Origin of the sequence: Thalassomonas sp. M1454 (assembly GCF_007097525.1) — a bacterium.
Taxonomy (GTDB): Bacteria; Pseudomonadota; Gammaproteobacteria; order Enterobacterales; family Alteromonadaceae; genus Thalassotalea_A.
Window position 1 is genome coordinate 69,867 of record NZ_VKDD01000005.1, and the last position, 24,465, is coordinate 94,331.

A 24,465-nucleotide genomic window follows, 5' to 3' on the forward strand; every position below is an offset into this window, starting at 1 on the left:
GTAAAATATCGTCATAATTATAACCTTTAAAATCAAATAACAGTGACTTTATTTCAATAAATTACAATTTAAAATCAACTAGTCAAGCTGCACTATTTAGCTTTCTGTAATTGAGCAAGTGCTAAGTCGGTTTGTTTATGCATATAAGCATTTATTTTAAAGTGTGATGGACTCCAACCTTGCAAAAACCGATAAAAATCTGCCCAAGCAAATGCATATAAGCCTTGCCACTCATTGATAACTTGTTGCGCTCTCACGCCTCTATGATAACGTTTCAGTGCTAACTTTAACGTACTAAAATATTCTTCAAGTAACTCGTTATGATGTAGGTGTAAGTCTTTACTATCAAGACAACTCCCTAAAAAGTAGGCAAGGTCTTGCACTCCAACTCCAGAGCCAATGTACTGAAAATCTACCCCTACTACTTTATTAAAATCTTGTGAGAAGCAAAAATTAGCTAACTTAGCATCACCATGAACCAAAGTTTTATACTTTGCGTCATTAAGTTTTTGATCAATAGCGCTAGCATTGTCTTTTAATCGCCCTGCAGCCATAGCTTTTAATTCATCAGGGCGAGTGCCTAGATGCCAATAACACCCTTGTTGCCAAAGGCCTTGACCGTCGTGATTGAAAAAGTAGCCATGAAAATTTGCCAACCAGTGAATAACCGACTTTATCTGCTTCATATCGGCATCAACTACGCGGTTAAAATAACCTGCATAATCTAAATCTTCCATAACAATAACTAACTGCTCATCAGAGACAAGAGAAGCTATAGGCGTAGCTACTTTACAAGCTTCAGGACAAAGATTGGCATAGTCTTGATAAAAGCTTTTTTCTATTTGGTAAGAATTTAGTTTTCGTTGATGGCTCAGGGGGGTATTCCATCCCCTCGGATGTTCGATATCCTCAGGTACATCGATGTGCTTTATAATAAAGTGTTTATTATTCAAAGGGCTAAAGTAACGAGCTATTTCACCATAATCGCTCCATAGCATTTGCACAGTTTCGACTTTTTCTAAATTAGGATCGTTTATTATTGTTTTTAATTGATTTATTAGCATGTAAAACTACTTCCTATAGTTAAACTTTAGTTTACACTGTCTTTATGAAAAAGAATGATAAAAATTTCGAAAAAGCGTTAATCAAAAAATTAACCATTATCTGTGAAGAGTTCAAGCTAACATCCGATGGATTTAGTTGGTTAACCCATAGCGTAAACTTTAAAGACATAGCCAACAGTTTAACTATTTATTGTATTTATGACACTGAAAAACAACGTAAACAAGCTGAAATTAACGGCGAACAAAAAGCTTTAACAGCCGCTATTACGGCCGTAATAAATGAGTTATCAGTCGTCATTAAACCAAGCAGAAAAGTTGTACGCTTTGACAGTGAACAAGCATGTGAAATAAGCCACAAAGGAAATTGGCAAGCAAGATTGCAACAAACATTTCATTAGCTAGCTTTATATTTAGATTGAGATATTTAGATTAAGAAATTTAGCTATTTAAGTAGGTTAAAGTGTATTAACTAAGACTCATCTTCAAAATTTTGGCTCGTCTTCATCATTTCAATATTAACAATCTTTGAGCGATTAATCGTGATCTTAGCTCGCTGTAATATTTTTTGATTTTTACGGTTCGATTGCATAATCACTAAATTTATTTGATAGCGTCGCTCAACCCCTTGGTTCGATATTTTACTATTATCTAGTGAATATAATCGTCCTTCGCCTTTTTTTAAAAAGCGATTAAATGGGCTTAAATTAAAGACGATTTGATTTTGAATTTCTTCAAACCCTGGCATAAAATCTTTAGCTATTACTCTGGAGTCACAGCGAAAATGCAGCAACTGCGCCGATTGCCGATTTTGCTGGCGACGTTTCATTAATAAAGCATCAACTTCTTTAGGTAAGTCTTTTTTCTTAATGTATTCAAGCCATATGGTTTGCGAGCAAATTTTATTCTTAGTTAAGCTATTACTAAATAAGTGCTGCCACTTAGGCCGGCCATGTTGGATCTTACGCCAAAGGTAGCTGGTTAAATCGTCTTTAAAAATTTCACGAATGCCATAAATCACACCTAATGATGCAATTAATACTAAGGTAACTTCGTTATAAGCGGTGCGAGCATTTAACACAATAGCCATAACAAACGCCATGATAACCGCGGTTACACTCCCCCTTACCAAACGCTTTAAATTAGCATTTAAGTTAAAGGTTTGACGTTTAAATACCACGCCAATCTCGCTTAATCTCTGCAATAGGCGCATTTTATTGGTAATGCGATTTGGATCGTCTAAAGTGATTTTTGAGTTATATTGATTCTCATCTCGATAAGCTGATTCTTGCTTACATAACTCAAGTAATAACTCTCTTTCTTCACTATGCTCACTACTTTTAGGGCCATTAGCTACTAGTTTTAAAAATAATTGCTCGGTTTTCCAGCTTAAAAAGTTATCTACGTTTTCAAAATACGAACTTAGCTTTTGATCGGGAGGCGTATAACGACGCAGCTTTTTTAATAAAGCTTGGGTTTGCTCGAGTAGCTCTGATGCATTTTGGTAAAATTCATCCGCTGACTCTATCTTAACCGCCTGCTTAACATCCGTTTCTAAGGCTTTGCGGTACTGATGTGAGAATAAGTTGAGGTTACTGCGATAATCGCTTTGCTGACCTTTGGTTTGACTAATAAAGCGACTTCGAACGAGTGGTAAATGCACTTGTTCAGAATAATAAGCACAGTGGCTACGGATACTTGAATGAAAGTAATTTTCTTCAGAAAGAGTTTTGGCACTTATGCCCATTTCATCAGGAATAGAAAAATATAGGTCGATGTGTTGAAACTCTTTTGGGCACAATAAATGGCTTACCTTAATTGATAAGTTTTCATCTTGGCTCAATTTAAATTTCTTCACCGCTAAAAAAGATCCTTTTTAATATTTATCAGTAGCTTATAGCTCTATAGTAAGTATCTATTAGATGCACTGGTAAGTCTAATAAGATTTTGCTCTGAGCTATACCAAGTCCATTAATTAACCGTTCATTTTTAATGGTTAAAATGAATAACTACTGCGTTATAAAATTTATAAGTAGAATAACTACTTACTAAATTTTATGCCTTGTATTTATCCCTTTTTCCTCATGAAAAAGTAGATCACTTAATTAATGGAATTGGTATTAGTTATTTTTGCACAAAAAAAGGTTAAGAGCCTGCTCTTAACCTTTTTATTTAAACTGTAGTATCTAAAGACTTAAGCTTAATAAAGACTACGCACGTGAGATGAACTTTTGCTCTTCCGTGTTAATCTTAATTTTGTCACCTTCCGCAATATGCTCAGGTACTTGTACGGTTAAACCCGTAGTTAAAATCGCAGGCTTAGTACGAGCGCTCGCTGATGCACCTTTCATAGAAGGAGCCGTTTCAACAATCACTAAATCTACCGTTGCAGGTAAATTTACGCCAACAGGTACACCATCCACAGAAATAACAATTAACCCTTCAGTTTCTTCGTTAATAAATGGTATTTCGTCAGCAATGCTTTCTTTGTTTAAATGAAATGGCGTGTAATCTTCATTATCCATGAATACATATTCGTCACCATCAACGTATGAAAACATTACTTGATTGCGAGTAAGATCGGCAAAGTTAAGCATATCTTCTGCTTTAAATGTTTCATCCGCTTTTGCATTTGTTACTACATCGTATAAGCGCATACGGTATAAACTACCACCAGCGCGGCCTTGTGGAACTGAACGGGTAATGTCGCGAACAATATACACTTTACCGTTGTGTTCTATTGCAGCATTTTTCTTTATATCACTTGCTTTTGGCATGAATAATTTCCTACTTAAAATCGTGCTATGAGTTTACACCATTTGTTTTTTAAAAAAAGCATCTATTAATGATTAATATTACAGAGCTAAAAGATAATCTAAACCACCCGTAATTGCAGCAACTTGCGCAACAATACAGTTTTCATCATCAACTAATGGGCTATCAGGATAAACTTCTGTGGTGGTATTGTATTTTGCATCACTAAAACCAGTACAAAGCCCAAGCTCTTTGGTTGGGTAATTAATTACACCTGTTTGTGATAATTCAACACCAATTAATTTACCATCAGCATCGGCTGGGGCTATATGGGTGATTTGCGCAACACTATTATTGATTGCCGTTTGAAAATCATCACATGGATTAAGAGTATCGCCAACCAAATAGAAGCCATCTGGAATGTTCCAGTTTTTTTGCACAATGGCATCACGGGCAGCAAGCGCTGGCCTAAACTCACTATTATCTGTATCTGTGGTTTCATGTAAATCAATATGAGCAAGTAACTCAACGTTTAAACTGGCCACAAATGCCATAACTTGTGCCGACTCAGGTGCAGGCGAGTCTTGATAAAACGATCTATTTGGATCAACCGCCTTTGGGTTCCAGCGATTAATAGTTTCATAGCCCCAAGGACTAATACATGGCGTAACCACAATATTAAACTGCTCAGAGTAACGTTCAGCTTGTGTTTCAACAAAACGAATTGCCCCTTGTACACCACTGGTTTCATAACCGTGTACGCCACCTGTTACCAAAATAGTTGGCTTAGCGCTGTCCCAGTTTTTAGTTTTTATCGCAAATAAAGGGTAGCTATTGGCGGCTGTAGCCAGTGTTTCATAGTTAAGCTCGCCGTATTGCACAACATCGAACCTGGTTTTTAATGCTGCAATCTTACTTAGCACTTGCTCTTGATAAGAACGCTTAATGCTTTGATGTGCTAACCACTGCGCTTTATCAGCTTCATTCCACTTCTCATTTACACGGCCTATGCCGTATGAATTAATTTCTGTCATTTTATCTTCGCTTTATAATGCTAAGTTTTTTTTATTAATGGGTATTGAGTTTACTTTTATCAAGTCTAATCAACACCTAAGAAACCACCGGTTTGATGAGTCCACAGATGAGCGTATATGCCACCGGCGTTAATCAGCTCGCTGTGACTACCCTGCTCTACAATTTTACCTTCATCAAGTACGATTAACCTATCCATAGCAGCAATTGTTGATAAACGGTGCGCTATAGCAATTACTGTTTTACCTTGCATTAAGGTATATAAACTTTCTTGAATTGCTGCTTCCACTTCAGAGTCGAGCGCTGAAGTTGCTTCATCAAGCAATAAAATAGGAGCATTTTTAAGTAACACTCTCGCAATGGCAATACGTTGTCGCTGCCCGCCAGAGAGTTTTACCCCACGCTCACCAACTTGTGCATCTAAGCCTTTGTTGCCATGCGGGTCGGTTAAGGTTTCAATAAAACTTGAGGCTTCGGCATCATTTATCGCTTGCATTAACTGCTCTTCACTCGCATCTGGATTACCGTATAAAATGTTTTCTCGAATTGAGCGATGCAATAAAGAAGTATCTTGCGTTACCATACCTATGTGTTCACGCAAGGAATCTTGTTGAACCTTGCTAATGTCTTGCTCATCAATCTTTATCGCGCCCTGCTCTACATCATAAAATCGCATCAGTAAATTAACTAAGGTGGATTTACCTGCGCCAGAGCGCCCAACTAAACCAACCTTTTCACCCGCTTTAATGTTTAAATTAAGTTTGTCGATAACCCCAGTGTTTTCGCCGTAATGAAAACTCACGTTATTAAAGTCAATGCTACCTTTTGCAACATTTAATTTAGGTGCATTTTTATCATCAGTAATTTCAATAGGTTTTGATAACGTATTCATGCCATCAGCAACGGTGCCAATATTTTCAAATAATGAGCTTATTTCCCACATTACCCACTGCGACATGCTACTTAGGCGTAGTACCAGGGTGATTGCTATAGCAATTGCACCTACGGTAATTGCTGAGTCAGTCCACAGCCAAATAGAAATCGCACTTATGGTAAAGATCAACACATAGTTAATAAACTGCACACTCACATTAATGCCAGTAACTAAACGCATTTGCTTATAAACAGTTTGTAAAAACGAGTCCATACTGTCTTTTGCATATTCAGCTTCTTTATCGGTATGAGCAAATAGCTTTACTGTGGCTATATTGGTATAGCTATCGACAATGCGCCCTGTCATTGTTGAACGAGCATCTGCTTGCTCTGTTGATACACGTTTCAATTTAGGTATAAAGGTAAGCTGTAATACCACATAAACAACTAACCAAGCTAGCATCGGCAAAAGCAGACGATAATCGGCATTGGCCATCATTACTATCATAGAAGTGAAATAGACAAAGATATAAACCAATACATCAAGTAATTTGGTTACGGTTTCACGCACAGCTAATGATGTTTGCATCACTTTAGTAGCGATACGTCCGGCAAAGTCATTTTGGTAAAAAGAAACACTTTGTTTAAGTAAGTAGCGGTGAGCAAGCCAGCGAATAGACATAGGGTAATTACCCAATAGCCCTTGATAAATGACTAAGGCATGGAACAAAACTAATGCAGGAATAACCACTAGTACCATCAGCGTCATTTTCAATAAATGCTCACCTTGCTCATCAAAAAAAGTATCTGGTTCACTATTTACCAAAAGGTCAACTAAATCCCCCATAAAGCCAAATAAAGACACTTCTAAAATAGCTAAACATGCCGTAGTTAACGACATTAATATTAAAGGGATCTCAAAACCGCGAGTATAGTGACGACAAAAAGCAAAAATACCTTTAGGCGCAGGCTTTTGTTCTTTTTCGCTAGCTTGCTTTGGAAAAGGAGTAACCCAAGATTCAAAACGTTTAAACATGAAAGTCTCAATAAAGTTTAATCAATGTGATAACACCAATTATTTTGCTTTAATTGGTATAAGAATGCTTTAACAATTAGTTTTGTTCATTTAAAGTGTAAATCATTTAGCACAAACATGTATAAGAATTAACGTAACAAAATAATTTAAGGGATTTAAAATGACGATTGCCTATTGGTGTGTATTAGCTAGCTGTTTATTACCTCTACTAGCCGTTGGTTATGCAAAGTTTTTATCGAGTGATTCAGACCCGAAAAACTATGACAATAATAACCCTCGAGACTACTTAGCAAAATTAAAAGGTGATGGACAAAGAGCCTTGTGGGCGGAAAAAAATACTTTAGAAGCTATGCCGCTATTTTTTGCAGCGGTAATTATTGCTCATAACACTGGGGCTGACCAAGCAACATTAGATGCGTTAGCTATCAGCTTTATTGGGTTTCGCCTGCTCTATATTTACTTGTATATTAGCGACAAAGCGACACTACGCTCACTTTCTTGGTTTGCTGGATTAGCCTGCTGTGTTGCTATGTTTATCATTTCAGCGTAGTAACAATTCAATAATTTAAATCATCTGCAAGCTAGGTAATGTCGTGATTTTTTGAAAGAGCTTTATTGAAGTTGGTAAAGCTTTTTTTCTTGTTTTGTCAATTACAGAGGGATTTAATTATGAAGTTAACCATGGGTTATATATATCTAAATTCATGTGTTTAAAGTCCTTAACATTACGTGTGATTAGAGTCATTCCATGAACTTTAGCTGTAGCACCGATCATTGCATCACGCTCGGACTTAGGGTTCGGTACATGAAGCTTTGCACACTGTATTGCAACACTGGTATCTATAGGTAATATCCTATCTGAAAATGCTTTTAACACATGGCTATTAAGCCAAGTTCTTAAAATAGCGGCTTGAGCTGGATCCTTTCTTTCTTTTTGCAAAATGCCCATTTCAATTTCTAATATAGAAATTGCAGATATAAACATCGAACCTACTGATTGTTGTGTAGCCCACTCAACTACATTTTTTTCTGCTTTGCTCGTAGATGCTTTTCTAAGTTCGGAAATAACATTAGTATCAAGTAAAAACATTAATCAAGATCCGCGGCTTTCAATGATGATGCATTGAATTTTGGAGCATCAAATTCAATGTCAGCTGAGTTAGGCATAGACAGTAAATCAACGATTGTATCTGATGAATTCGTTAGCTCTTGGTATTTTTCAATAGATACTAAGACGTGAGAAACCTTTCCTCGTTCAGTAATTTGAACAGGAGATGAAAGAGCTGCTCTTTTTACAGCCGTAGGGTCTTGGTTAAATTCCCGACTAGATACTGTTTGAATACTCATAAATACTTCCTTAATAAAAATGTAGATACGTTACTACATTGTAATAGTATGATAAAAATAGCGCAAATTTTTTTGATAGTGATGTTTCTTTAAATATACCCACTAATAAATTAAAGTTATTATCAGTATATTAAAGCAAGCCTTTATTTGACTTTAATAGTATGAGCCTTATGAATGGTCGGGGTTACGATCCAAATCATAGTCACGCATCTGTAAGATTGCAGGCCAATTATCTCAAAAAGTGTATTAATTAGCGCTTATTTTTAGGTACGTAATTTAATATTGAAATAGGCACTGTTTTTCTTACCGGGAACTCGGCAAATTCTTTACGCTCAATAATATGGCCTAAACGGCTTTCTATAGCGCAAAGATTTCTAAAATTATCTTTAGCAACAAACGATATAGCTTCACCTTCGGCTCCTGCACGGCCAGTACGGCCGATACGGTGAATGTAATCATCCGCTTGATCAGGTAAGTCGTAATTTACTACTCGGCTTAACTCTCCAATATCAATACCACGAGCAGCAATGCCAGTAGATACTAAAAATTTAATTTTACCCGATTTAAAGTCAGCTAAGATTTGTTCGCGCACGGCCTGAGTTCGACCACTATGAATTGATTCAGCTTGAATACCGCGTTTTTCTAACTGACTAACAAGCTTGGCAGCGCCATGTTTAGTTTCAATAAAAATTAACGCTTGTTGCCAATCTTGCTCAACAATTAAATGACTTAATAATGCTGATTTTTTATCTTTATCAACGGTAACTAACCACTGCTCTATGTTTGGTTTTGATGCGCTATTCTTACCAATAGATATTTCGACAGGTTTATGTATTGTTCGGCGAGCAAGACTTCGTACCTCTTCTGAGATAGTGGCAGAAAATAATAGGTTTTGGCGTTTATGCGGGAGTCGCTCAATGATTTTATTAATATCATCAATAAAGCCCATATCTAACATTCGGTCAGCTTCATCAAGAACAAGCACTTCAAGTTCATCAAAATGCAAGGCTCGCTGATGTGCCATGTCCAATAAACGTCCCGGGGTTGCCACTACAATATCGACGCCCCAGATTAAGCGCTGCTTTTGTTCATCGATACTTGTACCGCCATACATAGCCATTGAGCTTAACTCTAAGTTTTTACCGTACTGAGCAATACTTTCTTCAATTTGCACTGCTAATTCTCGGGTAGGAGTCAAGATAAGGGCGCGAATACGCTTACCGCGTAATTTTCTATCTTGGTTGAATTTTTCTAAAATTGGCAATACAAAACTAGCAGTTTTACCTGTGCCTGTTTGCGCAGCAGCAACAACATCTTTACCAGATAAAATAACGGGGATTGCTTTACTCTGTATGTCGGTTGGCTCGCTATACCCTAGTTCAGTTACAGCATCTAATATTGCAGGTGATAATCCAAGAGTTGAAAATGACATAAAAAGGCCTCTGGCAAACTATTGATGCCATTTAAGATGTTGCGGAAAAACAAAGAGTTGAAGTATAGCAGAAAGCTTAGCTAAGCTGAAAGCTAAGCCCTTTTCAAATTTGATTAAAGGCTCGATATTGGTAAGCAAATTCTCAAAATAAAATAGGGCGGAAGATGCTAACGAAAGGAATATTTTCTGCTTTGACTCATATCAAACAAGGTTATTAAAACCTTATCTAGTTACAAATAAAAACAATTAAAAAAGTCTTATTATTCTTATAGTTAACTGATTACAAACTGTAACTTGTTCAATTAGGATTCTGTTATAAACTTAACTCAATATTAAAATAGTACGAGTTTCATATGAAATCCACCACGTTTGTTACAATACTTTTTGGCACTTTATTAAGTGTTTTATCACAGCCGTCATTGGCTGATGATGGCAAAACAAAGCTTTCAGACTCAGATCCAACAATTAAGTCTTGGGGTAAGGATTACCCTGAGCATGTTGAAATGTATATGATGATGAAAGATACATCGAAACCAACTGAGTATGGTGGTAACACGCCTTATAGTAAATTGATACGCTTCCCGCAACTTACCGAGCTTTGGGCTGGCTATGCGTTTTCCGTGGATTTCAATGAAGAGCGTGGTCATTATTATTCGCAAATCGATCAATATGAAACTAAGCGAAATGACAAAGAGTTTTTGAACTCGCACGGCTTTGCTAAATTTAACGGCCAGCCTGGTGCTTGTATGAATTGTCATAGCGGTTGGGTACCTGAGCTTGTAAGAGAAATGGGCTGGGAAAATTTCAACCGTACTCCATACTGGGATACTGTGGCAAAATTAGAAGAAGATCATGGTGAAGGTATCCATGGCTCTGAAATGGGTAGTACTTGTGCCGATTGTCATGCACCAGATGATATGAGTTTGCGAGTTACTCGCCCAGCTTACATTAATGCCATGGTTGGACGTGGCTATGAAGCGGATAAAAAACACGGCCTTAAATCTAGCCAAGAAGACATGCGCAATCATGTTTGTCAACAGTGTCATGTTGAATATTACTTTAAAGGTAAAAACAAAGAGCTTACTTTCCCTTGGTCTAACTGGCCAAAGGATAAACCTTTAAAAGTAGAAATGATCGAAGAGTACTACGACAATGCTCGTGCAAATGGCACTTTCAAACAAGACTGGAGCCATAAAACCACAAAAGCGCCAATGCTTAAGATGCAACACCCTGAAACAGAAATGACCTCAAGTGGCCGTCATACTCGCGATGGTGTTACTTGTGTCGATTGCCATATGCCTGAAAAAACAGTAAATGGTAAGCAATTAACTAACCATAACTTAGAATCACCATTGAACGAGCTTACAGCTTGTTTAAGCTGCCATGATGATCAAAGTGAAAAACAAATTAGAGCTATGGTACGTGATGTACAGCGTTACACAGTAAAAGAGTTAAATGATGCTGAAAACGCAATTCTAGCGTTAATTGAAGACATTAAAGGTGTTCGTGAAGATTTAGCTAAAAAGGCTGAATTTAAAATCATTGAAGATGAACAAGAACGAGAAGCAGAAATATCAAAAGCAATTCAACCGGCTCTTGAAATGCACCGCCGTGCTAGCATGCGTTGGGACTTTGTTGGTGCAGAAAACTCATCTGGTATTCACAGTCCTCGTGAAGCATGGCGTGTTTTAGGTGATGCATTAAAATTAGCGAAAGAAGGTCAATTATTACTAAAAGAGTCGGCAGAGCATTACGGCATTGAGGTGAAAATTACTACTGAGGCGACAATGCCAGCTGCACCAGAAATGATTAACCCAGGTAATATTGTTGGCTCTATGCCTCCAGAAGTAACAAAAAGAGCTGATTACTAACGCTTGGATTTAATCACCCAAAATACATTACGATGGGCGAGTGTTATCGCCCAATTTATCTGGTTGCTACACCATAAGCACCAGTAAGAAAGATCAACAGAGGCACATTCAATGAAAGTTTGGATCCCAGTAAAAGAATTTAGTTCGGCTAACCGTATCGTTCATCACGTATCAGCGTTTGCTTTTATCACCGCATTAGCACTTATGATGTACGACTCATATGCTGGTTCATCAGAAGCGATGAAACTACATCAATCGTTTGGTATGACCGTATTCTTTTTATATTTCGGCCGAATCGTATTAATGGCGTGGTTTGGTAAGCCTGAAGGGTTAGGCACAAAGTTTGAAAAATTTGTAGCTCATATGGCACATATGGCTCTTTATGCAATATTATTGCTTATGCCTATTACAGGCTTATTAATCAACCTTGCTAGAGCACGAGAAACGGTAGTATTTAATTTATTTACCATTCCTGGTTTTGAAGAGCGCAATATGGGACTTTATATTATGGCGCTTGATTTCCATTCTTTTTTAGAAATAGCTTGTTATGTATTATTAGCAGCTCATATTAGTGCATCTTTTTTTCACCATTATGTATTGAAAGACGATACCTTAAGAAGAATGTGGGGCAAGCTTAAGTAGGTATTAATTGATCAAAAACTTACACACCAACAATCAAAAAACGATAGGCTTACTGACTATCGTTTTTTGCGTTCCACAGATTTGTCACCATTGGAATTTATGATGAAAAAAAGCCTAGTTAGTTGTTTATCTTTAGCCTTATTATCGGTTTATCCATTTGCTTATGCTGCAGATGAAAACTCTAAAACTAACTCACAAGAAGCAGAAAAACCTGTAACTCAAAGTGACGGAAAATGGTTAGTGGCTCCTAAAGTAAGTAATAGTCCTAAGCTTGGTTTTTCCGGTGGCGCGAGTGCTAACTACATAAAAAAATACGATGAGCTTTCGCCCGTTTCACTTGCTGGAGCTTCATATACTTATTCTGATACTGACTCTTGGGTTGGCCTTTTATTCAACCGAGCTTATTGGGATAACAACACCAAGCGCGCGTTAATGGTGGGCATGATTTCAGAAACTAATAATGATTATGATGACTATCTAGGTCAAGGCCCTGCATCGTTAACAACTACATTTGAACTATACTACGCTCGCTATCAACAGCGTATTGGCGACTCTCTTTGGTTTATTGGTGGTAGTTATGTGTATACCAATTTAGATCCGCAAGCAGCGGATGCACCGACAGATATCATCCTTTCTAAATTTGATATTGGCAAAGTTTACAGTGGTGGTCTTGCGTTAAATATTACTTATGATTCTCGCGACTTAGTGATGAACCCAAGTTCTGGCTCATACCTTGAGTTTTCAGCAACTAAATTTGATGATGCCTTTGCCAGTGATTTTGACTATTGGTCGTACAATACTCAGTACTCATACTTTCAATCAATAACCGATGATTTGGTTTTGGCTTACAATACTTCCCTACTTTCTACCGTAGATGCACCCAAAACGTCACAAGCTACACTGAGACGTCTACGTGGTTACACGCCGGGCGAAAACAGTGCCGAAAATGCTCTTGTTATGCAAATTGAAGGGCGTTATAGGTTAAACCCTAAATGGGGCGTAGTGGCATTTACTGGTGTTGCTTCATTGTTTGATGATTTTGATGACGCCGGTAACGATGACAACTTCTACCCTATGGCTGGTGTTGGCGCAAGATACACCTTAGATCAAAAAAGCCAAACCTTATTAAGATTAGATTTTGCCGTGGGTGAGTCGGGCAATAACGGTCTTTATTTACAATTAGGGCAAGCATTTTAAATATTTAGTATATTAAATTCTCCAGTCAATAAAATAATACCCCATACAAAACATAAACTTGTATTTCAGTTTATGTTTTGTATTAACTAATTAGTTAGAGGCTATTAAATAAACTCCAAGCAATAGACCACATAAGCACAGCAACCAAAAAGTTTATTACCCTTTGTACCTTCTCTTGAGAAAGCCAAGGTGACATTTTTGCCGCCGCAAGTGAAAGGCTATAAAACCACACCAATGACGCCAACATAATCCCTACTAAAAATGCGCTTTTTTGAGAATCATCAAATTGGCCGCTAATACTACCTATAATAACAACCGTATCTAAGTAGACATGTGGATTTAATAAAGTAACTGCTAATGTAGTAAAAACAACCACTTTACGGGTACTCGGTTTCACTTTTTTTAACATATCGCCCTTACCTCCCTGATAACAACTTTTAAAAAACAAAGCGCCATAAACAGATAAAAACACGATCCCAGCCCAAGTAATTATTAACGCCAGTGCAGAATTACTTGCAAGTAGTGCACCGCCGCCATAAACCCCAACAGCCATTAAAATAAAATCACATACAATACAGATGGTCGCTGCCACTAAGTGATGATTGCGCTTAATACTTTGACTAAGGACATAAGAGTTTTGCGCGCCAATAGGAATAATTAGCCCAGCGCCAATAACAAACCCTTTTAAAATTGGCATAACAGTTAACATAAATCCCCCCCACAAAAATTGAAACACAAAGATAAAAATCAAATTAATAGCTAAATGTTAGTGACAAGATCATATTAAGTAAAATTAAATAAACTTAACTTTTATTAATTTTACTTATGATTAAATTTACCTATAATCAACAAAGGTTTTATTAATAGAGAAATACAGTGCGCCCTTTTGACTATAAGCTGATCCATGCCCTAGATACGGTTATTCAACAACAGAGTTTTGACAAAGCAGCAAATATACTTAACATAACCCAGTCGGCAATCTCACAGCGTATTAAGCAACTTGAACAGTTAGTGGCCCAGCCGGTATTGATCAGAACTCAGCCCTTGTGTGCAACACTCGTTGGTGAAAAGCTACTATCTCATTTTAGAAAAGTTAGGCAGCTGGAATACGATTTAGCAGGCGAGATAGTACCAAGCGATCAAGCAACTGCAATTCCAATAAACATTGCGGTAAATGCAGACACCTTAGCCAGCTGGTTTATTCCCGCGATTTCCCCCATTTTAAAAAAGCACGCTATCGAGTTAAACATTCAAGTTAGCAATGAAGCCAGTACCCAAGAGTTATTAAAGAAAGGCGAAGTTTTTGCCGCTGTCAGTTCTCAAAAAAGCAGCTTTGCTGGAGTAAAAGTTGAAGCAATTGGCACCATTAACTATGTTTTGTGCGCGAGTAAAGAATTTAAAAATAAGTATTTTAAAGATGGACTCAATAAACAAAACCTTATACATGCGCCGAGTATAGATTATGACGCGCGCGATACTATGCACAGCGACTATTTAAAACAGCACTTTAAAATACGTCGCAATGATTATCCCTGTCATAGAATTCGCTCTTCGGAAGCAGTCGTAACTATGACACTCGCGGGACTGGCATATGGTCTAATACCTACAACTCAAGCAAATGAACATTTATTATCTGGCGCACTAATCGACTTAGCCCCAGATAAACATTTACCACAAACCTTGTACTGGCATAGTTGGGCACTAGAGCGAGGTGTACAAAAGCAGATCAGTAAAACGATTATTGCTTATGGCGAAGATAACTTTATCCGCCAAAGCTAAAGTATTTGCCAAGCTAAATCACAAAAACAAACTCGTTTTAAAAAGGCCATTGCAGCAAGGTATGGCAACAAGCAATTGAAACAGTGATACCCTTTGAGCTAATATGAATTATGAATAAAATTAATCAATTAGATTTAGACGGTAACGCTCTTAAAACATTTCTTACGGTGTTAGAAGAGAGCTCTGTGACCAAAGCAGCTACAAGGCTAGGCGTAACACAATCAGCGGTAAGTCATACCCTTGATAGATTGCGTACCGTACTTGACGATCCTCTATTCATTCGTGAAGGGCGAGGTATAAGTCCAACAATGAAGGCGATATCACTGCAAGAGCCTGTAGAAGCTATTTTAAATAGATTAACTTTACTCAACGTGCCACACAGCTTTGACCCAAAATCTGATCCTCTTAAATTTACTATTGCAGCGAATGATTTCCCTACCGGTTTTATCTTTCCAACCCTGCTTAAAAATTTAGCCTGTGAAGGTATATTCCCCTCTTTAAACTTTATTCCTGCGGGTATTCCTAGTTCAAATCAATCGCGTACCTCAGATTGTCATATGCTGATCACACCTGCCCTACCAAATAAAGATGGGCTAAATCATGTATCATTAGTCGAATCAAAAATGGTCTGTTTTTATGATAAAAGCATGCGCCAGCCACCAAAGACATTAGAACAATACATTGATTGTAAATATGTCGATGTAAGATTTAGTAATACAGAATCATCAAATCAAGTATTACCACGAGCCATCACATCGCAACTTAACCAAGCGACAATAGATGTACCAAACTTTAATGCCGTATCGGCTTTTATCCAAGGTACAAATTTAATTACAACGCAATTAAGTGTTATGACCTACGGCTGTTTAAAAGATTTAACCTGGGCGCCTTTGCCAATTGAAACTAAACCTTTAAACCTGTATTTAGTATGGCATGATCGTGATCAAGATGATCTTGCCCATAAGTGGTTTAGAAATAAAATAATTGAAACCGTACAAGCCATCATAAAAGCCAACAATCACTAGTTTGGTTAACTTTATCTAATCTATTTACAACATTTTTAAACTAACAACAGCCAAATTAGCATTGATATTTTGCAATAACTACCAATGCTATTTATCGCTGCAGAAGCCTCTACACTAAGCTTTCCTAAATATTCAGTAGTGCTCCAAACCCAACAGTTCAATTTTTTTGAACTGAACCGTCAAATTTGATTGCTTATGCTCAATTAACTTTCCTATTACAATAGCTCCAACTTAACAAATACTTTAAATACCAAGCTCATTAAGTTTGGTATCAACATTTTAAATACTTAGGAATTAACATTATGAACACTTCAACATTGAAACAACTTTTTAGCTCTGAAAACTCTGTATCAGCATTACCACTTCGTTTAATCGCTGGTATCATTTTTATGGCTCACGGTGCACAAAAACTTTTCGCATGGTTTGGTGGTTACGGTCTTGAAGGTACAGGTCAATGGATGGAGTCAATTGGTCTAACTCCAGGTTACTTACTAACTCTTTTAGCGGGTAGCGCAGAATTTTTTGGTGGTATTTTATTAATCGTAGGCCTTTTAGTTCGTCCTTCAGCATTAGTTTTAGCCTTCACTATGATTGTTGCTATCTTCAGCGTACATATCGATAACGGCTTATTCATGAGCAACAATGGTTATGAATTTGGTTTATCACTATTAGCTATCAGCGTTGCATTAATGCTACAAGGTGCTGGTCGTTTTTCAATTGATAACATCATTGCTGACAAACTAAAGTAGTCTGCTACTTAATATTCTAAATAATTGAACATTGCGTCTATTAATTAACTAGGCGCAACGTTATTTAACCAATAAAAATACTACCTACCGCACCAGCACTTGCGAAAGCAGTAAGATGATAAGTAAGGATTTAACATGATCAAGCAATATACTTTTGATAAATTAGGTAAAGCTAACCACGGCTGGTTACAGTCGAGCCACCACTTTAGTTTTGCTTACTACTACAATGTAGACAGAATGGGATTTGGTACTCTTCGAGTAGTAAATGATGATTGGGTTGCTCCAGGTACAGGCTTCCCTACTCACCCACACAAGAACATGGAAATTATCAGCTTTATTCGCTCTGGTGCTATTACTCACAAAGACAGTGCTGGTAATGAAGGCATTACTCCTGCAGGTGAAGTACAAGTTATGAGTGCAGGTACTGGTATTGCTCATTCAGAATACAACTTAACTAAAGATCCTCTAACATTTTACCAAATTTGGATTGAGCCTAACGAGTACAACATAAAACCTCGTTGGGAGAGTAAGCGATTTGCCGAAAAGTCTGAAAATGGTGATTTAGCATTATTAGTTTCTGGTTACCCTGAAGATCAAGACAAAGCTTTATATATCAACCAGTTTGCTCGTATTTATGGCGGCAAAGTTGAACAAGGTAGTGAGTTTGAAATACAAGTAGAGCACCAAGCTTATGTATTAGCTTCAGATGGTCAATTTGAAGTAAGTGATGAACAAGACTCAATTGTAATGAATAAAGGCGATGGCGCAGAAGTTACTATGCAAAAAACAATTAAGTTTAAAGCATTAACTGACAGTGAAATTATCGTTATTGATGCTCCTGAAAAATAGCAATCCCTAAGCTATTTCAATATTTTATCAATAAAAATAAAGTCCCCTTGCTGAACAGCAAAGGGACTTTTTATTGCGTGATTAAAATTAATAGCAAGTTAATTAAATGGCTATAACTTAGGCGTCACACTGATTTCGTAACTTTTCTACAAATACTTTTGCTGCTGGCCCTAAATTGTCGCAGTCTTTAAAAATTAAATAAAGTTGGGCGAAACGCTTGTCGTTATATTGTAAAGGCAAAGGCTTTAACATCCCCTGTGTAAGCTTATCCTCTATGGAGGTTTTTGGTAACCAAGCAAAGCCAAAACCATTACAAATCATATCAATAGATGTTCTTAGGTGGCTTACTGTCCAACGCTGATTTGAACCAAGCCAACCAGAATCTTTTTGATTTAATATGGCAGAATCTCTGACCACTATTTGTCTATAACCTTTTAAATCTTCAACAGATAGCTGCCTATCTAGCTTGTGTAGTCCATGTTCAGGACTGGCCACAGCGATGAAGTCTACTTGACAAATTTGTTCACAAAAACCCTCACTGATTGGATTTGATGAAATGGCAATATCAACATCTGAGTTTTCAATTAATTCACTGGCGCCACTTAATACCGACTCAACCAACTCGATTTGTAGCAGGGGGAATTGTGTAGATACACGCTCTAATACTTTATATAAAAGTAATTGAGGGAACATTTCATCAACGGCAACTTTTAATTGCCCTTCTGTACCTTGCCCCAGCGTTTGCCCTACACTTTCTAATTTTGCTGCCTCTTGTAGCAGAAAATCAGCCCTTTTTAACATTAACTTACCGGCATCAGTTAATATTGTTTTTCGTCCTTCTATCACAAATAGTTTTACTGCTAACGACTCTTCAATCTTACTTACTGCATTATGAATACTTGACTGACTTTTATATATGCTTTGTGATGCTTGGTTAAAGCCACCATACTCAACCACAGCTTTAAACATGCGCCATTGCTCTAGAGTGACTCTAAGCATAATTTTTCTCTATATTTGCAATTAAAACTATCTCACGATTGTTCATTATGATACATGTTGAATCAACCATACTAGTACGCAAAAAACTCTTTATCATCGCCAGGGATGTTAGGAAAGCGTCTATTTATCCAGTCTTCTTTAGCTTGTTTGATGCGCTCTTTTTTAAAAGAAACAAAGTTCCAATGTATAAATGGAACTTGCTCAAATTTATCACCACCTAACATTACATAACGGCCATCAGTTGCAGAGCTAATTAAGCTGTCGCCTGGCTCTAATAAAATAAACTGATTGGCAGCAAACGTTTCACCATTAATACTAACCTCACCACATACGGTAAAAATTGCCGTTTCTTGGTTTTGATCAGGAATTGTAACTTCACTGCCTTGACTCGCGACTACATCAATATAAAACATTGGCGAATAGGTTTTCACTGGTGAGCTTAATCCATAAGCTTCCCCAACAACTAACCTCATCATTACCCCTTCATTAATAATATTAGGTAGTTGTTCTTTTTTAACATGGCTAAATGCGGGTTCTAATTCAGCTAAAGCTTCAGGTAATGCAACCCAACACTGCAAGCCACTAACAGAATGAGGATTAGCTCGCACTTCAAAACTTTCTCGCTCTGAATGCACAATACCTTTACCCGCTGTCATCCAATTAACATCACCTGGGGATATTTCTAAATGATTACCTAATGAATCGCGATGTAAAATACGGCCATCAAACAAGTAGGTTAAGGTGGATAAGCCAATATGGGGATGTGGTTTAACATTAATTCCTTGTCCTGCGGGAAAACTACTAGGTCCCATCTGATCAAAAAAAATAAATGGTCCCACCATGCGCTTTTCTTGATGAGGCAAAATACGATTTACATCTAATCCGCCAATATCATGTTGCGTTGCTTTAAGAACTTTAGCCATATGCCTACCCTAATTACTTAAGTGATTGATTTAATATCGTTTAAGTTATTAAACAAACTAAAAAAATTTATCAAAATGGGCTAAAGAGCACATTTTTCATTTGTACACCAACCACATTCATTCTATTTAATAGAACATATTATACCAAAATTACAAATTTTCAATCGACTCAATAGGATTTAATATAGCCTCATCAAAGTAATAGTTAATTAGCGAAAGTAAACGCTAGTACTTATTTAACCTTATTAACATAAGTCCCTAACAGTGGGGCTTTAGGAATGAAAATGAAAAAATTAACCATATTGAGTATTTTATCACTTGTTGTTGCTATTAACTGCCCAGCAAGCGAGCACAGCAATTTGAAACTAGCTGAGAAATTAACAAAGGAATGTGTAGAGTTTAATGCTCATACGGATAAATTTAGCTCAAATAGCCAACCTCTTGAGTTTGCTTTAAAAGCCTACGCTGAGCCAACAAATAATGGCGGGTTAGCGGTGATGATGCAAACCAATGCTCGTGCGCTATAAGTATTAACGAACTAGAAGCAACAATTGAATAGAGGGCTATTTAGTCGCTAGGCAAGTAAGCAAGAGACTATTATCAAAATATTTGATAAATCGACCTATTAGTTTAAAATTATTTTTATCGATGACCTTGATTTTAAAACAATTTTTAAACGACAATTTCAACGTTATGAATGAGTAAATTATTATGCGCCAAATATTTAAAGCACTGATTTTACCTTTTATTATAACCTCTTTGTTAGCTGCGGGGGTTTTTCACACCATAAGAATCGATTACTTTATTTTAGAAAATCAACTGCGTGAAACGTCTCTCACAGAATTTTTGCAACAGTTATTTTTGTTAGTTAGTTTAAGTGTTTTTACATATTCGGCTCATAAAGATGAAAAAAGTAGACCGCTATATGTGCTAATTGCCGCATTTTTTGGCTGTATGTTGATACGTGAAATGGATTATTTCTTAGATATGATATTCCATGGTTTTTGGTTCTACCCAGCAATTTCAGTAGCTGTAATCGCTATAATTTACAGCGCGAGACACAAAAGCTGTTTAAATAAATCGGCACTCAAGTTTAGTCAAACCAATGCTTACTTTAATATACTCGTCGGCTTGGTGATTATTATGATTTTTAGTCGCTTATTAGGCTCTGGCGGGGCACTTTGGAAAGAGGTAATGCTTGATGATTATCGTCACCTTTATAAAACTATCATTCAAGAAGGTTTAGAGCTCTTTGGCTATATGTTTTTACTAGTAGGCTCTTTTCATCAACTTAGAATGATAAAAAAGCAATTTCCACAGAGAAATAAATAGAGCATAAAAGTCATTAAAGAGGGAGTTTTTAAAACTCCCTCTTTATTTGTATAGCAAATAATTTAAATTACCTATTAGAGCTATTTATAAGTATTTACTAACAACGACTTACTTTTTAGTAAACCTTGGGTAATCAGTTAAACCTTTTTCATCACCACCAAATAAAGTATTTGGATCGTGAGGAGCAAGCTCTTGACCATTCAAAATACGGCTAGGTAAATCTGGGTTAGCCACAAATGGACGACCAAAAGCAACCATATCTGCTAGGCCATCTTTAATTGCTTGTACAGCTTTACCTGCATTGTAACGACCAGCGTAAATGATGATGCCTTTATATGCTGCACGAATAGCCTGCTTAAATTCCAAAGGCGTATCTGGCGCATCATCCCAGTCAACTTCTGCAATGTGTAAGTAAACTATGTTTAGCTTATCTAATAATGCAGCGGCGGCAGTATAGGTTTCAATTGGATTAGCATCAACTGTACCATTTAATGAAGTAAACGGCGCTAAACGAACACCAACACGCTCTGCACCAATAGCAGAAACCATAGCTTCAACCACTTCACCTAAAAAGCGTAAACGGTTCTCAACACTACCACCATATTCATCGGTACGGTTATTAGCTTCGGAGTCAATGAACTGATTAATTAAATAGCCATTTGCAGCATGTAATTCGATACCATCAAATCCAGCTTCAATCGCATTTAATGCAGCTTGGCGATATTCTTCGATCACATCTTTAATGTCATCTTTTGTCATTTCGCGCGGCATAACCACATCAACAAAACCAGGTGCATCGCTGCCGTTATCAATAAATACTTGCACGTTTTCAGCTTTAAGTGCCGATGATGAAATAGGCTGCTTACCACCAATATTTTCAGGGTGAGTTACACGGCCAACGTGCCAAAGTTGGGCGAAAATAACGCCATCATTTGCATGTACAGCATCAGTGGTTTTCTTCCAACCAGCAATTTGCTCTTGCGTATAAATACCTGGAGTCCAAGCATAACCTTGGCCCATAGCTGAAATTTGTGTGCCTTCTGCAACAATAAGTCCAGCTGATGCACGTTGTCCATAATATGTCGCCATTATGTCATTAGCCGTATTACCCGGCTGACTTGCACGCGAGCGTGTCATTGGTGGCATAACAATGCGGTTCTTAAGGGATAAGTTACCTAAGTCAACTTTAGTAAATAATGAGTCTTGCATAATAATATTCCTCTAGTGCTACTTAAGAGCCGGTTTGGATAAGTTCAATTGGGTATCCGTCAGGATCGTTAACGAATGCTATGTGGGTCGTGCCGCCTTTCATAGGACCGGCTTCACGAGTAACGTTACCGCCGAGTGCTTTGATGTTGTCACACAGTGTATAAATATCATCAGCCCCAATCGCTAAATGGCCAAAAGCATTTCCCATTTCATACTCATTGGTATCCCAATTATGAGTTAATTCAATAGTTGCAGCATTTGGTTGATCTTCATAACCAACAAATACTAAGGTGTATCTATACTCGGTATTTTCAAATCGATTTAATAACGACATGCCCAATACTTTGGTATAAAACTCAATAGACTTTTCTAAATCAGTAACTCTGATCATAGTGTGTAATAATTTCATCAATAGCCCTTACAATCTAAAACGATAAAAGCATGATGAAGAGAAATATTCACGTTGGTCATGCTTAATTTGTTAACTAATTATAGACAAGCAAACGAGTAATAAAAAAATTATTGTTTCTTATCAATTTGATAAAAAATTGTTATGCATTAATAAATATCTACCTCTTTTTAGCTTTAAATTTCCCATAAAAAAAGGCGAAGCAACTAATTGCTTCGCCCTTTAAACTCTGGGGAGAGTTTTGCTCTAGAGCAAAAAATAAATTACTTATTTATTTGCTTCAATACAGGCTTGAGTAATCGCATTCCAATCACCTTTTTCAACCCATTCTTTTTTAGCTACCCAAGTACCACCTACAGCAAAACAATTGCTAAGAGATAAGTAATCAGCTTTGTTTTCTAAGGTAACGCCACCCGTTGGGCAAAATTTGATATCTTGGAAAATAGAAGATAACGCAGCAATAAATGGCGCACCACCAGATAAAGAAGCAGGGAATAATTTAAGCTCTTGATAGCCAAACTCACGGGCCATTAATATCTCACCAGTATTAGATACACCAGGAAGTACCGGCAAACCACAGTCAGCTAGATAACCAAGTAATCGCTCTGATACTGCTGGAGTAATAATAAAATCAGCACCGGCATCAACAGCCTGCTGCAATATAGTTTCATTGGTAATAGTACCCGCACCAACGATTAGGTTTGGTAGTGCTTTTTTAATTGCCGTTAGAGCCTCAAGAGAAGCTTCAGTTCTTAATACAACTTCGATTAAAGTTAAACCGGCATCAGCCATAGCCGTTGCAATTTTTACGCCTTGCTCTGCACTATCTGCTTGAATGATAGGCAAAAGGGTTTGTGACCCCATCAAGGATTTGAAAGATTTCATTATGTAGACCTTTTAGCAAAGCACCGAACTTAGGTGCAATGAGTGAGTAATTAAATTAAATGGGTTTGAGTAAATTCAGTAAAACTTTGTTTTTCAACAATTGCGCCTTTATGCTGAATAACAAAACCAGCAGCTTTTGAGGCCATATCAATTGCTTTTATTATCGACTTGCCGTTTAGCCTTGCGCCTAAATAAGCACCGTTAAACGAATCGCCTGCAGATGTTGTATCTACGACATTTTGCACCGGAGTAATATGGTGCTGCTCAGTTACGCCTTGCACAACACTAATGACTGTTTCAGGGCCATTTTTAACAATAATTTCGTCTATTTGGTAAGGGGCTAAAAACTGATTAACTTGATCAAAATTATCCATACCATAGAGGCTATTAAAGTCATCTATACCAGGTAATAGCATATCCGATTGGCTAAATGCTTTATCAAATTGCTCTTTTGCTTGTGCTTCATTTTTCCATAAACGAGGACGATAATTAGGGTCGAAAACGATTTGCACACCTGCACTTTTCAGCTTTGTAACTAGATCCCAAAACTTTGCTCTTGCATCAGCTTCAACCACAGCAAGTGATATACCCGAGAAAAAGAACATATCCCCTTTCGCTAGCTCAGCTACGGTGTCCTCATCTATGTGCTGCATAGTTTTACGAGCCGCTGAATCGTTACGCCAATAAGTAAAACTACGCTCTCCCTCGTCATCGAGTTGTATCGAGTACAAGCCTGGTATTTTATCTTCTGATTTGAAAACAAATTCAGTTGCTATGTTTTCATTCTCAAAATATTGGATCATATCCAAACTAAATTGATCTTTACCAACAGCGGTAACTAAATTCACTTTTACATCAGTAAAAATGCGTTTTAGATAAACTGCTGTGTTAAAAACATCACCAGCAAATGACTGCTTCATGGTATTAGCTAACTCGCCCTTTTCAGCGCTCATTAGCTCAATCATACATTCGCCGAATAAAAAAATGTTTTTCATTACAAAGCCTTATTCACTTTTATTAGATTTATTAAAATGACTCGATAAAGGCTATCGAGTCATTTC

26 protein-coding genes are annotated in these 24,465 nt (G+C 37.1%); 11 read left to right on the forward strand and 15 right to left on the reverse strand.

Features of this window, described 5'->3' with window-relative positions; all coding sequences use genetic code 11:
• Positions 1 to 92: 92 nt before the first annotated feature.
• The gene (locus FNN08_RS12110; RefSeq protein ID WP_143586137.1) at positions 93 to 1,064 is read right to left on the reverse strand and encodes an oxidoreductase family protein; all 972 of its coding nucleotides are present in this window, start codon (positions 1,062 to 1,064) and stop codon (positions 93 to 95) included.
• A 44-nt stretch (positions 1,065 to 1,108) separates the two neighbouring features.
• On the opposite strand from FNN08_RS12110, the gene FNN08_RS12115 reads away from it, so the two are divergent.
• Complete coding sequence (locus FNN08_RS12115) at positions 1,109 to 1,462, forward strand: hypothetical protein (protein ID WP_143586139.1); 354 nt, start codon at positions 1,109 to 1,111, stop codon at positions 1,460 to 1,462.
• Between the two features lie 71 nt (positions 1,463 to 1,533).
• Here FNN08_RS12115 and FNN08_RS12120 read toward each other — a convergent pair whose 3' ends face one another.
• The 4 genes from FNN08_RS12120 to FNN08_RS12135 form a co-directional block, all read right to left on the reverse strand.
• Positions 1,534 to 2,919 (reverse strand): hypothetical protein, encoded by a 1,386-nt coding sequence (locus FNN08_RS12120; protein WP_143586141.1) that lies wholly within the window; start codon positions 2,917 to 2,919, stop codon positions 1,534 to 1,536.
• A gap of 352 nt (positions 2,920 to 3,271) precedes the next feature.
• Entirely contained in the window at positions 3,272 to 3,838 is a 567-nt protein-coding gene (gene yeiP, locus FNN08_RS12125) for an elongation factor P-like protein YeiP (protein WP_143586143.1), read from the reverse strand.
• A gap of 78 nt (positions 3,839 to 3,916) precedes the next feature.
• The gene (locus FNN08_RS12130) at positions 3,917 to 4,849 is read right to left on the reverse strand and encodes a M14 family metallocarboxypeptidase (protein WP_143586145.1); all 933 of its coding nucleotides are present in this window, start codon (positions 4,847 to 4,849) and stop codon (positions 3,917 to 3,919) included.
• Between the two features lie 65 nt (positions 4,850 to 4,914).
• Positions 4,915 to 6,756, reverse strand: a complete 1,842-nt coding sequence (locus FNN08_RS12135) for an ABC transporter ATP-binding protein (protein ID WP_143586147.1) — start codon at positions 6,754 to 6,756, stop codon at positions 4,915 to 4,917.
• 160 nt (positions 6,757 to 6,916) lie between these two features.
• Here FNN08_RS12135 and FNN08_RS12140 point away from each other — a divergent pair, with 160 nt between their 5' ends.
• Complete coding sequence (locus FNN08_RS12140; protein WP_143586149.1) at positions 6,917 to 7,306, forward strand: MAPEG family protein; 390 nt, start codon at positions 6,917 to 6,919, stop codon at positions 7,304 to 7,306.
• Positions 7,307 to 7,423: 117 nt separating this feature from the next.
• Here FNN08_RS12140 and FNN08_RS12145 read toward each other — a convergent pair whose 3' ends face one another.
• The 3 genes from FNN08_RS12145 to FNN08_RS12155 form a co-directional block, all read right to left on the reverse strand.
• The gene (locus tag FNN08_RS12145) at positions 7,424 to 7,846 is read right to left on the reverse strand and encodes a type II toxin-antitoxin system VapC family toxin (RefSeq protein WP_143586151.1); all 423 of its coding nucleotides are present in this window, start codon (positions 7,844 to 7,846) and stop codon (positions 7,424 to 7,426) included.
• On the reverse strand, positions 7,846 to 8,103 hold the full coding sequence (locus tag FNN08_RS12150; RefSeq protein ID WP_143586152.1) for a type II toxin-antitoxin system Phd/YefM family antitoxin: 258 nt from the start codon (positions 8,101 to 8,103) through the stop codon (positions 7,846 to 7,848). The genes FNN08_RS12145 and FNN08_RS12150 overlap by 1 nt, the downstream gene beginning before the upstream one ends.
• Positions 8,104 to 8,353: 250 nt before the next feature.
• Positions 8,354 to 9,535, reverse strand: coding sequence for a DEAD/DEAH box helicase (locus tag FNN08_RS12155; RefSeq protein ID WP_143586154.1), 1,182 nt, complete (start codon positions 9,533 to 9,535; stop codon positions 8,354 to 8,356).
• Positions 9,536 to 9,888: 353 nt separating this feature from the next.
• Here FNN08_RS12155 and FNN08_RS12160 point away from each other — a divergent pair, with 353 nt between their 5' ends.
• The 3 genes from FNN08_RS12160 (at position 9,889) to FNN08_RS12170 (ending at position 13,245) form a co-directional block, all read left to right on the forward strand.
• The gene (locus FNN08_RS12160) at positions 9,889 to 11,406 is read left to right on the forward strand and encodes an ammonia-forming cytochrome c nitrite reductase subunit c552 (RefSeq protein ID WP_143586156.1); all 1,518 of its coding nucleotides are present in this window, start codon (positions 9,889 to 9,891) and stop codon (positions 11,404 to 11,406) included.
• Between the two features lie 111 nt (positions 11,407 to 11,517).
• Positions 11,518 to 12,048, forward strand: coding sequence for a cytochrome b (locus FNN08_RS12165; RefSeq protein ID WP_143586158.1), 531 nt, complete (start codon positions 11,518 to 11,520; stop codon positions 12,046 to 12,048).
• Positions 12,049 to 12,150: 102 nt separating this feature from the next.
• Positions 12,151 to 13,245: a BamA/TamA family outer membrane protein gene (locus FNN08_RS12170; protein WP_185962652.1), complete on the forward strand. Its 1,095-nt coding sequence runs from the start codon at positions 12,151 to 12,153 to the stop codon at positions 13,243 to 13,245.
• A 94-nt stretch (positions 13,246 to 13,339) separates the two neighbouring features.
• Here FNN08_RS12170 and FNN08_RS12175 read toward each other — a convergent pair whose 3' ends face one another.
• Positions 13,340 to 13,954, reverse strand: coding sequence for a LysE/ArgO family amino acid transporter (locus FNN08_RS12175; RefSeq protein WP_143586162.1), 615 nt, complete (start codon positions 13,952 to 13,954; stop codon positions 13,340 to 13,342).
• 167 nt (positions 13,955 to 14,121) lie between these two features.
• On the opposite strand from FNN08_RS12175, the gene FNN08_RS12180 reads away from it, so the two are divergent.
• The 4 genes from FNN08_RS12180 to FNN08_RS12195 all read left to right on the forward strand — a co-directional run bounded on the left by FNN08_RS12180 (position 14,122) and on the right by FNN08_RS12195 (position 17,647).
• Positions 14,122 to 15,024, forward strand: a complete 903-nt coding sequence (locus FNN08_RS12180; protein ID WP_143586163.1) for a LysR family transcriptional regulator ArgP — start codon at positions 14,122 to 14,124, stop codon at positions 15,022 to 15,024.
• A 110-nt stretch (positions 15,025 to 15,134) separates the two neighbouring features.
• Positions 15,135 to 16,049, forward strand: a complete 915-nt coding sequence (locus FNN08_RS12185; RefSeq protein ID WP_143586165.1) for a LysR family transcriptional regulator — start codon at positions 15,135 to 15,137, stop codon at positions 16,047 to 16,049.
• Between the two features lie 302 nt (positions 16,050 to 16,351).
• Positions 16,352 to 16,798, forward strand: a complete 447-nt coding sequence (locus FNN08_RS12190; RefSeq protein ID WP_143586167.1) for a DoxX family protein — start codon at positions 16,352 to 16,354, stop codon at positions 16,796 to 16,798.
• A 135-nt stretch (positions 16,799 to 16,933) separates the two neighbouring features.
• Positions 16,934 to 17,647, forward strand: coding sequence for a pirin family protein (locus FNN08_RS12195; protein WP_143586169.1), 714 nt, complete (start codon positions 16,934 to 16,936; stop codon positions 17,645 to 17,647).
• A 117-nt stretch (positions 17,648 to 17,764) separates the two neighbouring features.
• Here FNN08_RS12195 and FNN08_RS12200 read toward each other — a convergent pair whose 3' ends face one another.
• Together FNN08_RS12200 and FNN08_RS12205 are read right to left on the reverse strand one after the other, a co-directional pair.
• Positions 17,765 to 18,646, reverse strand: a complete 882-nt coding sequence (locus tag FNN08_RS12200; protein WP_143586171.1) for a LysR family transcriptional regulator — start codon at positions 18,644 to 18,646, stop codon at positions 17,765 to 17,767.
• 71 nt (positions 18,647 to 18,717) lie between these two features.
• Complete coding sequence (locus FNN08_RS12205; protein ID WP_143586173.1) at positions 18,718 to 19,569, reverse strand: pirin family protein; 852 nt, start codon at positions 19,567 to 19,569, stop codon at positions 18,718 to 18,720.
• 284 nt (positions 19,570 to 19,853) lie between these two features.
• Between FNN08_RS12205 and FNN08_RS12210 the strand changes: the two genes are divergently transcribed.
• Positions 19,854 to 20,096 (forward strand): hypothetical protein, encoded by a 243-nt coding sequence (locus FNN08_RS12210; RefSeq protein ID WP_143586174.1) that lies wholly within the window; start codon positions 19,854 to 19,856, stop codon positions 20,094 to 20,096.
• 184 nt (positions 20,097 to 20,280) lie between these two features.
• On the forward strand, positions 20,281 to 20,901 hold the full coding sequence (locus FNN08_RS12215) for a hypothetical protein (RefSeq protein ID WP_143586176.1): 621 nt from the start codon (positions 20,281 to 20,283) through the stop codon (positions 20,899 to 20,901).
• Between the two features lie 108 nt (positions 20,902 to 21,009).
• Here the strand turns inward: FNN08_RS12215 and FNN08_RS12220 are convergent, their stop codons facing one another.
• The 4 genes from FNN08_RS12220 to FNN08_RS12235 all read right to left on the reverse strand — a co-directional run bounded on the left by FNN08_RS12220 (position 21,010) and on the right by FNN08_RS12235 (position 24,399).
• Positions 21,010 to 22,110, reverse strand: a complete 1,101-nt coding sequence (locus FNN08_RS12220; RefSeq protein WP_143586178.1) for an alkene reductase — start codon at positions 22,108 to 22,110, stop codon at positions 21,010 to 21,012.
• Between the two features lie 22 nt (positions 22,111 to 22,132).
• Positions 22,133 to 22,519, reverse strand: a complete 387-nt coding sequence (gene gloA, locus FNN08_RS12225; protein WP_143586180.1) for a lactoylglutathione lyase — start codon at positions 22,517 to 22,519, stop codon at positions 22,133 to 22,135.
• 267 nt (positions 22,520 to 22,786) lie between these two features.
• Positions 22,787 to 23,404 (reverse strand): bifunctional 4-hydroxy-2-oxoglutarate aldolase/2-dehydro-3-deoxy-phosphogluconate aldolase, encoded by a 618-nt coding sequence (gene eda, locus FNN08_RS12230; RefSeq protein WP_143586182.1) that lies wholly within the window; start codon positions 23,402 to 23,404, stop codon positions 22,787 to 22,789.
• Positions 23,405 to 23,454: 50 nt separating this feature from the next.
• Positions 23,455 to 24,399, reverse strand: a complete 945-nt coding sequence (locus FNN08_RS12235) for a sugar kinase (protein WP_143586183.1) — start codon at positions 24,397 to 24,399, stop codon at positions 23,455 to 23,457.
• Between the last annotated feature and the right edge of the window lie 66 nt (positions 24,400 to 24,465).